7 protein-coding genes are annotated in these 11,980 nt (G+C 41.3%); all 7 read left to right on the top strand.

The window, feature by feature from the left end:
- The first annotated feature begins 34 nt into the window (after positions 1 to 34).
- The 7 genes from AC06G9_RS11365 to AC06G9_RS11335 all read left to right on the top strand — a co-directional run bounded on the left by AC06G9_RS11365 (position 35) and on the right by AC06G9_RS11335 (position 11,788).
- Complete coding sequence (locus AC06G9_RS11365; RefSeq protein ID WP_480956190.1) at positions 35 to 1,177, top strand: aldose epimerase family protein; 1,143 nt, start codon at positions 35 to 37, stop codon at positions 1,175 to 1,177.
- A gap of 6 nt (positions 1,178 to 1,183) precedes the next feature.
- Complete coding sequence (locus AC06G9_RS11360) at positions 1,184 to 3,145, top strand: alpha-L-arabinofuranosidase C-terminal domain-containing protein (RefSeq protein WP_346569600.1); 1,962 nt, start codon at positions 1,184 to 1,186, stop codon at positions 3,143 to 3,145.
- Positions 3,146 to 3,855: 710 nt separating this feature from the next.
- Positions 3,856 to 6,435 (top strand): alpha-L-arabinofuranosidase C-terminal domain-containing protein, encoded by a 2,580-nt coding sequence (locus tag AC06G9_RS11355; protein WP_480956189.1) that lies wholly within the window; start codon positions 3,856 to 3,858, stop codon positions 6,433 to 6,435.
- Positions 6,436 to 6,443: 8 nt separating this feature from the next.
- Positions 6,444 to 7,520 (top strand): glycoside hydrolase family 43 protein, encoded by a 1,077-nt coding sequence (locus tag AC06G9_RS11350; protein WP_480956188.1) that lies wholly within the window; start codon positions 6,444 to 6,446, stop codon positions 7,518 to 7,520.
- Between the two features lie 354 nt (positions 7,521 to 7,874).
- The gene (locus AC06G9_RS11345) at positions 7,875 to 9,797 is read left to right on the top strand and encodes a glycoside hydrolase family 43 protein (protein WP_346572740.1); all 1,923 of its coding nucleotides are present in this window, start codon (positions 7,875 to 7,877) and stop codon (positions 9,795 to 9,797) included.
- Positions 9,798 to 9,843: 46 nt separating this feature from the next.
- Positions 9,844 to 11,082 (top strand): glycoside hydrolase family 97 N-terminal domain-containing protein, encoded by a 1,239-nt coding sequence (locus AC06G9_RS11340; RefSeq protein ID WP_480956187.1) that lies wholly within the window; start codon positions 9,844 to 9,846, stop codon positions 11,080 to 11,082.
- Positions 11,021 to 11,788 (top strand): glycoside hydrolase family 97 C-terminal domain-containing protein, encoded by a 768-nt coding sequence (locus tag AC06G9_RS11335; RefSeq protein ID WP_480956186.1) that lies wholly within the window; start codon positions 11,021 to 11,023, stop codon positions 11,786 to 11,788. The genes AC06G9_RS11340 and AC06G9_RS11335 overlap by 62 nt, the downstream gene beginning before the upstream one ends.
- The last annotated feature ends 192 nt before the right edge of the window (positions 11,789 to 11,980 follow it).

Here is an 11,980-nt window from a genome sequence, read left to right as displayed (position 1 = left end):
TATAATCTATTAACCCATTTTAAATCATAACGATATGAATAATAAAATATTAAGTGGTTTATTGTTGACATCCGCATTTGCTTGCGGCTGTCAGCAAAATTCCAATAAACAACATACGGCTACAAGTCAAGATAGTACAGTCCACTCGTTTGAGACGACGATCGACAATAAGGAGGTTAAACGCTATACCTTAACCAATGGGAAGCTCAAAGCTGCACTGACCAATTATGGTGCAAGATTGGTTAGTTTAGAAGTGCCAGATCAGGCAGGTCATCTGACGGATGTGATCCTAGGTTATGACCGTGCTGATGAGTACAAAGCGAATGCTGATAATTTTTACGGAGCTATTGTAGGGCGTTATGGAAATCGGATCGGTGATGCGACTTTCACTTTACAAGGAGTCAAATATGAACTGGAAAAGAATGATGGGAAAAACTCCCTGCATGGCGGTACACATGGCGTATACAATCAAGTGTGGGATGTCGCTAATCGTTCGGATTCCTCCATCACCTTCACTTATCTTTCGCCTGATGGCGAAGCCGGATATCCCGGAAATGTGAAAATGCAAGTGACCTATACATTAAATCATACCGGCGGACTGGTCATGGATTATCAAGCCAATACGGATAAAGAAACGGTGTTGAACCTCACTAATCATGCTTATTTTAATCTCAGTGGTGCTGGATCTGAAACGATACTGGACCACGAACTGCAAATTGATGCGGAAGCCATTACAGAAGTGGATGACACCTTAATTCCGACAGGAAAAAGTATTCCTGTAGCTGGAACACCATTTGATTTCCGCAAAGCATTTGTAATCGGCGATCGTATCGATGTAGACCATGCGCAACTGAAAATCGGAAAAGGGTACGATCATAACTTTGAATTGTCAAAATCTACCGGTTTTAGAAAAGTTGCTGCTGTCTATGCCGCAAAAACAGGGATAGAAATGCAGATATGGACGACAGAACCGGGATTGCAGTTCTATAGTGGCAATTTCATGTCAGACACTGATCCGAAGGGGAAAAATGGTTTGGTTTATCCTTTCCGTTCAGCCTTTTGCTTAGAAACACAGCACTATCCAGATGCACCTAATCATCCGACATTTGCTTCGACAGTAGTGAAACCTGGCCAGACGTACACCTCAAAATCAGAATATAGATTTACGATAAGATAATATAGCATGAAAAAAATTGAGCTACTACTAACAGTTTTAATGGTTGGTTCTACACCTGTATTTGCACAAAGCCCTGTAAATTTTAAAGTAGATCTTGATCGACCAACGGGCAAGATATCGCCAGATATGTGGGGCGTATTTTTTGAGGATATTAACATGGGTGCCGACGGGGGAATATATGCCGAATTGGTTAAAAATCGATCATTCGAATTTAATGAGCCTTGGATGGGCTGGAAAAAATTGACCAAAGAACCTGAAGGTACTTTTTTGATTGTTAACAATAGCACACGAAAGGGTAATCCTCGTTCCTTGAAAATCCATAATCCTAAAGGGATACAATTGGGTCTTCAAAATGAAGGATTCCGGGGTATGGGAATCAAAAAAGGGGAGCAATATGAATTTTCATTGCTTTTTAAACAAGCTTCTGCGGGCATGCGCATCCGTGTTGAAGTGTTAAATGAGCAAGATAAAGTAATCGGAACAAGTACTTTAGCCTTATCTAGTGGAAGTAATTGGCAAAGTGGAAGCAGTAAATTTACCGTTTCTGAAACTACAGCAAAAGGAAAGCTGAATGTTTGGATCGAAGGTTCTGGTGATGCAGAGCTTGATATGATCTCCCTTTTTCCAACAGATACTTGGAAAAATAGACCAAAAGGGCTGCGTAAAGATATGGTCCAGATGCTGGCCGATATGAAACCCGGATTTATTCGTTTCCCTGGAGGCTGTATCGTAGAAGGTAGGGACTTAGCAAGTCGTTTTCAATGGAAAAAGACCGTTGGTCCTATTGAAGAGCGTGAGTTGATCATTAACCGCTGGAATACGGAATTTAAGCATAGGCCAGCGCCAGATTACTTTCAAACCTTTGGATTGGGATTTTATGAATACTTCTTGATGGCCGAAGATATTGGCGCTAAAGCTGTCCCGATCTTAAACTGTGGGATGGCCTGCCAGTTTAATACCGGAGAACTTGTGCCAATGGAGGAACTGGACACGTATATACAAGATGCTTTGGATCTGATTGAATTTGCTAATGGATCGGTTAGCACAACTTGGGGTAAGCTCCGATCGGATATGGGACACCCAGCACCCTTTAATCTGGAAATGTTGGGCGTGGGCAATGAAAACTGGGGTCCTCAGTATGTGGAGCGTCTAGCTGCATTTAAAAAAGTATTAAAGGAGAAACATCCCGAAATAGCGATTATCGCCAGTTCAGGTACGGATCCCGACGGAGAGCGTTTTGCCTATCTGGACGAGCAGCTCCGTGAGATGAAAATCGATATCATCGATGAGCATTACTACCGACCACCATCGTGGTTTTTGTCCAGCGTCTCTCGTTATGATGATTATGATCGAAATGGCCCGAAAGTGTTTGCTGGCGAATATGCTTCACATACCACAAGACCAAATGGTCCTGGTCGTAGTACTTGGGAGGCCGCACTTTCAGAAGCAGCTTTCTTGACCGGTTTGGAACGTAATGCCGATGTTGTCCAAATGGCTTCATATGCACCGCTGTTTGGCCATGTCGATGGTTGGCAGTGGAGTCCAGATTTGATCTGGGTCGATAATCTACAGGTATACGGTACACCAAGTTATCAGGTTCAAAAATTGTATTCGACGCATACGGGTACCGACATTATACCGATTAAATGGAATGGAGAGACAATTGCGGGTAAAGACAGTTTATTTGCTTCAGCGGTCTATGACAGTAAAGCGAAAGAACTGATTATCAAATTTGTCAATTACAACAGCAAACCTATTCAGGCTAACTTTGACATCAATTCGCAGAAGAAACTGAAGCAGGTCGCTGTGAAAACTACATTGGCCAATGCGGACTTGAATGTTTCCACTAGTTTTGAGGAACCATTGAAAATACAGCCTAAAGTGGAAGAGGTCAAGTATAAAGGGAAAAAAATATCGGATACTTTTGCTCCGTATTCATTGACAGTCATTAAACTGCCTGTACAATAAAAAATAATAACTCTTGCAATGATCTGATCATGAGGGGCACATTCGTGTGCCAATCACCATAAACTAAACAAAGCTTGTCTTGGACAGCTGAGCACTATATTTTTATGCTGATACCTCCACCTAGGTGTCAGCACCAAAATAGGCTCATGATCGGATCATTGTCTTTACCCTGTTGTGTTCGTTATGCTGCCATAAGCAGCGATCGTATAGCTCAATGTGGGTTTGGATAAGGTTGTGAGTTCTATTTGGTGCCATTTAGAAGAACAAGTGTATGAAAACAGCCTCTTAAACGGAGCTGTGATAGACATCGATGTTGTGTAGATGTTTATGTGGTAGCTGGGGTTGAATATGATTTATAGATGATGTAGGATCGCCGGTACGTCAGCACAGGATTTGAAACCTGACTAAAAGCAAGCATATGGTTGTGTTGGTGCTTTTAGGCTAATGTATGTGTTGTTTTACGTTTTAAACAAATTTGATCATCATAGACCAGTACAGCTCATGTGAAACAGTTTTTCGTGATAGGGTTTGAACTGTGAGGCTACATATGCTTATATTTTAATGGTGCCATCTAGGACTTTTTATAAACCGTCATAAAAATGGCGCATGATACGCTCAATGACCATGCTTTCCTTTTCAAGATCCCGTGCAAGATCGTGATCGTTAACGTGAAATCGTTGAACATAATAACCAATACTAATTTTATTCTGATGAAAAAACAGCTTGTTTATATATGCTTATTAGTTTTCATTACCGTAACGCAGAATAAGCTATACGCTAATGAACCCGATTCGGCTTATCTTTTTGCGTATAGCTCTGGAAAGAACAACCATCACAATGGTTTGCATTTTGCGTGGAGTATGGACAAAAAGAAATGGCATAGTATCGGTCCTGAGTCCAGTTTTCTGCGTTCTGATTATGGACAGTGGGGCACACAGAAGAAAATGATTGATCCCTTTCTATTCTTGTCACCCACAGGTACCTGGCATTGTGTCTGGAGTTTGAATCAAGAAGATGGTGCATTTGCACATAGTGAGTCAAGAGATCTCATTCATTGGGAAAGCCAGTCTTATCCTTTGGTCTTTCCTTCCGGTAACTGCCTCAGTCCAATCATCAATTACCAGAAAAATACCGGTGTTTACCAAGTAATCTGGAAAACAGATCGCCCTTCTATCGGAAATTATGCTGTAGAAACGAAAGATTTTAAACTATTTTCTGCGACAACAAAAGTTATGCAGGAGCAGCATGCCAAGGAGCAGTTACGCCTGGCAGACGGAACCTATCCGGGCACGGTCCATAAAGTCGCTTGGGAGACCATTGAAAAATTACTGAAAAAGCAGCAGTTAGATGCATACAAGGGAAAGTTGAACCAGGAACGGATGGCAGATGATGGTACTCGTTTTGCTTCACTAACCGCTATTAAAGGCAAATTGAAGCTGGATGAACATATGCCCGACCGAGCGATCAGTGATCTGCTAATAGGTGCATTTTTTGAAGATATTAATTATGCGGCCGACGGGGGCTTATATGCCGAGCTGATTCAGAACAGGGGATTTGAATATACGTCAAAGGACCGGAAAGAATGGAATAGTCTGACGGCTTGGAGTGCGACAGACGATGGAGCAGTTCTGGTTATCGATACGATCTTGCCGATCCATCAGCATAATCAGCACTATGTGACCATGAAGGTTAAAGATGGTGCAGGAATCGTGAATGAAGGTTTTGGTGGGATTGCGATCAAAAAAGGGGAGCAGTATAACTTTTCCGTTTATTCGCGTGCAAAATCAGCACAGTTAGGCCAATTATTGATCCGATTAATAGATCGAGACGGAAATACCATTGCAGAGACGCGAACCAAGAAGTTATCAAAAAAATGGCAGCAATATACCTTACCTATGTTGGCAAATGCAAGCGTTTCAGATGCCCGATTGGTCATAACCTATTCTCAGGATGGAACAGTTGATCTGGATATGGTCTCTTTATTTCCTAAAAATACATTTCATCATAGAGAAAATGGCCTGAGAGCAGATCTTGCTACTACTATTGCCGATATGAAACCACGTTTTGTCCGTTTTCCAGGAGGATGTGTGGCGCATGGAGATGGTCTTGAAAATATCTATCATTGGAAAAATACCATTGGTCCGGTGGAACAGCGAAAACCACAGCGCAATCTGTGGGGATACCATCAATCCTTTGGTTTGGGGTATTTTGAATATTTTCAATTTTGTGAAGATCTGGGTGCAGAACCTGTACCGGTCGTAGCAGCCGGAGTTCCTTGTCAAAATTCGGCACATCATGGCCATAAGCTTGGTGGTCAGCAGTGCGGCATACCGATGGAGGAGATGGGGCATTATGTGCAAGATATCCTTGATCTGATTGAGTATGCCAATGGAGATGTCCATACGGTCTGGGGCAAAAAACGCGCTGAAGCAGGACATCCAGCTCCCTTTAACTTGAAATATATCGGTATCGGTAATGAAGATTTAATTACCGATATATTCAAAGAACGCTTTACGATGATCTATGAAGCGATAAAGAAAAAATATCCGCATATCGAAGTGATTGGTACTGCAGGCCCATTTTATGAAGGATCTGATTATGTAGCAGGGTGGGATTTGGCAACAAAATTAGAAGTTCCGTTGATCGACGAGCATTATTACAATCCGCCGGGCTGGTTTATCCACAATCAGGATTTCTACGACCGTTATGACCGCAGTAAGTCTAAAGTATATCTTGGAGAGTACGCGGCACACCTCCCTGATCGTGCCAGTACTATTGAAACCGCGCTGGCGGAAGCTTTACATCTGTGCAATGTCGAACGGAATGCTGATATCGTGACGATGACTTCTTATGCTCCTTTGCTAGCAAAAGAAGGGAATACGCAATGGTCTCCCGATTTGATCTACTTTAATAATACAACCGTAAAACCCACAGTAGGTTATTACATCCAGCAGGCATTTGGACAACATGCTGGCCAAACGTATCTATTTAGTGATCTGCAGCTATCTAATCAAGATGAAGCGGTCAACAAACGTATTGGTAAATCAATTGTACGCGACGCAAAAACTGGAGATATTATCGTAAAATTGGTGAATCTATTGCCTGTTGAGGTGGATCTTGAACTCGATCTTTCGGCGATCGGAATTCGCAAGCAAGAGGTAAAGGCAACTGTTATCGCAGGAAAACCAACAGATCGTACCGCGCAGCCTGTCGCAGCAACATTAGAGCTAGATCGTTGCAGATTGTCTCCTTATTCCTTTACCGTTTTCCGTATACCTGCACAAAAGTAGTTGATCAGATGAGAAAGATACCATTTACCATCCAGTTACAGCTGGTCATGTGCTTCATCATACAGGGCGTATCTGTCTATGGACAACATAAAAAAGATACCGCAAGTCAACCTGTCGGTTATTTATTCGCTTACTTTTCGGATAATAGCCCGGAAGGTGAGCAGCTTCGATATGCTTTTAGCCGTGATGGTCTAAATTTTAAGCCTCTAAATGCTGGAAAACCAGTACTTGCATCCGACAGTATTGCTTTAAAAAAAGGAATCCGAGATCCACATATCATGCGTTCTCCCGATGGAAAATACTTTTATATGGTGATGACCGATATGCGCTCTAGCGAGGGCTGGCAGAGCAATGATGGTATCATCATGCTCAAAAGTACGGACCTGATCCATTGGAAACATCAGGCAATTGACTTTCCTACGCGTTTTCCTAATTTAAAAGGATTTGATCGGGACAATTTGCATGCAGTATGGGCTCCACAGATCATCTGGGATCATGATAAACAACAGTATATGATCTATTATTCAATAGGTCGGCATGATTGGGAGTATGCCGTTGGTGATAAAAAACAACCCTATTTTAAGATTTACTACTCTTATGCCAATGCTGATTTTACCGATATCAGTACACCTGAACTGTTGTTTGATTTTGGAACTGCCGCTATTGATGCTGATATCGTGTACGATGAAAAGAATAAGAATTATGTCTTATTTTTTAAGGATGAGGGTTTATCGACTATGAATCAGGGTTTTCGTACTAAAAGTGGCGTCATGCGAGCAACAAGTAAAAGCTTAACAGGACCTTATCAAACAGAATATCGGCATCTCCATGTAGATCAGAAGAAGCCTGTTGAAGGTTCTAGCGTGTTTAAGTTGATTGATTCCGATGAATACATCCTGATGTATGACTGTTATACGGAAGGTTACTACCAATTTTGCAAAAGTGCTGATTTGGCAGAGTTCACATTTATACAGAATACACCGGTAGGGGGTGAATTTACACCCAGACATGGATCGGTCATGCCCATAACTGCCGAAGAGCTAGTAACGCTGACCCATAAATTTGGTATTGCTGCTGGACTTTAAGCGTAAAAGCGGTCTTATTTATTTGTCGTGCAGGTTTGATTAAATAGTGATCGGTCCTGTACGACTATCACATTTTTGCCTATACATATCGATCTGCTTTTGTTTGTCAAGTGAAGCATTATTGATGTGTGAAAAATAAATGTTTGTTTTACATTTATTTTTTTATATTTGTTTAACTGTTATAACCAATAGATTTTTTAAACCTTCAATCAACGCGTATGAATGCATAGTGGAATGCTTGAGCTTTGATCAGCAAAAAAAATTTTGTCACTTTTTTTAAGTGTACTCTTAACATTTAATAATAGCTTTTTATATATTCTAAACTGCATATTTACTTCATAACTTATATCTGACATGAACAAAAGAAAAGGGCAACTCGCCCATATTTTGATCACATTTATTGCCTTTAGCATCATAGCTCCAGTTATTGGACAGGAGTATAGATCTGGTCCAGCGGAAAAAGACTTTGTCGGTTATTTATTTGCTTATTTTAAAGGCAATGCCGTAGCGGATGAATCGGTGTGCTTTGCAGTCAGTACCGATGGTTATACTTATCGTGCGCTGCATAACAATCAACCGGTACTGGACTCTAAGGTCATCAGCACAACAGGTGGTGTGCGGGATCCGCATATACTCCGAGGGGAGGATGGCAAGTCTTTTTATATGGTATTGACCGATATGACCTCCTCTAAGGGGTGGGACTCCAATCGTGCGATGATCTTATTGAAGTCGGAAGATCTGATTCACTGGAAGCATCACGTGATCAATATCCAAGAACGATTTAAAGGTCATGAAAACCTTAAACGGGTATGGGCTCCACAAACGATCTATGATCCAGCTGCTGGTAAATATATGGTTTATTGGTCGATGAAACATGGTGATGGTGCTGATATCATATATTATGCATATGCGAATGCTGAGTTCTCCGATTTGGAATCTGAGCCTCGGGTATTATTTCTTCCTAAAAATGGCAAATCGTGCATCGATGGGGATATCATCAATAAAAATGGTCTCTTCTATCTATTTTATAAAACTGAAGGACATGGCAATGGAATAAAATTGGCATTGACAGATTCGTTGACATCAGGCAAATGGATTGAACAACCGGGCTATAAGCAGCAGACTAATGATGCCGTAGAGGGATCTAGTGTCTTTAAACTCAATCAGTCGGATCGCTATATTTTGATGTATGATGTATATGGAAAAGGGAAATATCAATTTTGTGAATCTGTTGATCTCGATCGGTTTAAAGTCATCGACCATGAAGTCAATATGGACTTTCACCCGCGGCATGGTTCTATTATTCCTTTGTCCAGAAGTGAATTTAAAAAGCTGACAGATCGTTGGGGGACACCTTCGGACATCAAGTTGTCGACAAAGAAAAATCCCATATTGGATGGTTTCTATGCCGATCCAGATGTGCTTTATTCCAATAAAACCAAAAAGTATTATATCTATCCAACGAGTGACGGATTCAATGGTTGGGGCGGGTATTACTTTAAGACCTTTTCTTCCACTGATCTCCAAGACTGGAAAGATGAAGGGGTTATTTTGGATTTGAAGAAAGATGTACCCTGGGGACCGAGGAATGCCTGGGCACCTACGATAGCAGAGAAAAAAGTGAAAGGTGATTATAAATATTACTACTATTTTACTGCTGCTCAAAAGATAGGTGTTGCGGTTGCTGATCTGCCTACAGGTCCATTTAAGGATTCGGGAAAACCATTGATAGATTTTAAACCGAATGGTATTAAGGGCGGGCAGGAAATCGACCCTGCAGTTTTTAATGACCCTAAATCTGGTAAAAGCTATCTGTATTGGGGCAATGGATACCTCGCTGTTGCAGAACTGAATAAAGATATGATCTCGATCAAACAAAATACGATCCAGGTACTGAATGTTGACCGAACGTTTCGCGAGGGCGTGTATGTGATCTTCCGAAATGGTACCTATTATTTTTTATGGTCCGAGGATGATACGCGCAGTGAGAATTATCGGGTACGATATGGCACGTCTTCATCACCGACAGGGCCGATCCATATTCCTGAAAATAATATTGTAATTGAAAAGGATCCATCAAAGGGAATTTACGGTACTGGGCACAATTCCGTATTGCAAGTGCCTGGTACTGATGAATGGTATATCGTGTATCACCGATTTAGTTACCCCGACGGTATCCATATGGGTGACGCAGCAGGTTTTAACCGCGAAGTATGTATGGATAAAATGGAATTTGGTACGGATGGAAGTATTAAAAAAGTAATTCCGACTCATTAGAAAGTTTTACTTTCCTAATCATTTTTTAAACAAAAACTTACACAAAATGAAACGTTTTCTTATCGTCATTTTTCTAGGCTTTACATCGGTACTGGGGTTTGCACAAAAACTGACTGTCGCCGGACCTGATAAACGACTTGTCGTAAATCTGTCTCTAGAAAATGGCCAACTTTATTATGATGTCCAACTGGATGGAAAAGTCATGCTCGAAAGGTCGGCACTTGGCTTAAAAGGACGAGAGGTCGATCTATCTACTCATTTAAGATTAATTGATCAGGTATATAACCAAATTGATGAACAATATGAGGAACAGAAGATCAAGCGCAAACAGGTCCATTACCAAGCAAATGAATTGATTTGTAAATTAGAAAATGCGGATAAACAAGCCTTGCATGTTATATTTCGAGTCAGCAATCATGATATTGCTTTTCGCTACCATGTACCTCAATCGGGTGAAGCTGCTAATTTTTATATTGAAGAAGAACGGAGTGCCTTTAAATTTCCGAATTTGACGACAACTTTCCTAACTCCTCAAGCACCGGCGATGTCTGGCTGGATGAAATCAAAGCCAAGTTATGAAGAAGGATATACTGCCGATGAGCAATTGGGCGTGCGTTCTAAGTATGGGCTAGGTTATACCTTTCCTGGGTTATTTCACGTGGGGGACCGCGGTTGGGTACTGGTATCCGAAACAGGTGTTGGTGCACTGTACTGTGGATCGAAACTGAGTGAAGGGACCAAAGATGGTCTCTATCAGATTGCTTTCCCTGAGGTGGATGAAAATAATGGTATAGGTAGCGCTCAACCCGTTATTGCACTACCAGGAAATACACCATGGCGTACGTTGACTGTCGGAAGCACGCTAAAACCTATTGTTGAAACGACCGTTGCATTTGATGTGGTCGAACCGCTGTATAAAGCTTCTAAACCGTATACGTTTGGACGTTCAACATGGAGCTGGTTAGAATGGCAAGATGGGAGTATCAATATGGAAGATCAGAAAAAATTTGTAGATCTTTCTGCGGCTATGGGCTATGAGTTTGTTTTGGTAGACAACTGGTGGGATAGCAAAATCGGTCGGGATAAAATCGAAACCTTGATCGCCTATGGTCAAGATAAAGGTGTAGGGATCTGTTTGTGGTACAATTCCAATGGTTTTTGGAATGACGCTCCACAGACTCCTAAAAACATGATGAATACTGCTGCTGCCAGAAAAAAAAGAGATGGCTTGGATGCAAAAGGTCGGCATAAAAGGTATAAAAGTGGATTTTTTTGGAGGGGATAAACAGGAGACGATGAAGCTTTATGAGGATATTCTATCGGATGCTAATGATCATGGTCTAACTGTTATTTTTCATGGATGCACCTTGCCTCGCGGCTGGGAGCGTATGTATCCAAATTTTGTTGGTAGTGAGGCGGTACTGGCATCGGAGAATCTGATCTTTAGTCAACATGCCAATGATACAGAGGCCTTTCATGCGAGCTTGCATCCCTTTATTCGGAATGCTGTAGGTTCGATGGATTTTGGCCCAGTTTTACTGAATAAAAGACATAACCGGGAGAACAATGGTGGGATGAGCAGAAAAACAACCGAAACTTTTCAATTGGCGACTGCTGTTTTATTTCAGACCCCAGTACAAAATTTTGGAATTACACCCAACAATCTAACGGAAATGCCCGCATATGTGATTGACTTTATGAAAGAGGTACCTACGGTCTGGGATGAGACTGTTTTTATCGATGGTTATCCGGGGCAATATGTGGTATTGGCTCGAAGACATGGCGATCGATGGTATATAGCTGGCATCAATGCGGAGAAAAAAGCAAAAGAACTAACGCTAAACCTCCCCATGCTTTCGGGGAATAAATGGGAGCTTTATCAGGACAATAGGGATCGATCACCACAGTATCAGGTATTGCCTGCACAAAAAGGAAAACAGTTGAAAGTAACGCTTCAAGCGGATGGCGGATTTATAATTGTTGGACAGTAATCTCTTTTTTATACTTTAAAACATTGTTTTGATGGGTGAAACTTCAAACAATTTGTGTGGCAAGCATCTTTGGATGCTTGCTTTTTTTTATGGTCAGTATGCTTACATATGGTAAACGAAAGCTCCAGGGCTTGCAAAATGGATATAGGTATAAATACTTACAATGGTAATAAACTCCTTTTTTTAGTTGTA

It is taken from the genome of Sphingobacterium sp. MAE, from assembly GCF_056711605.1.
The sequence above is the reverse complement of the archived record's forward strand: the minus strand, read 5'-3'. Positions and strand labels throughout refer to the sequence as shown.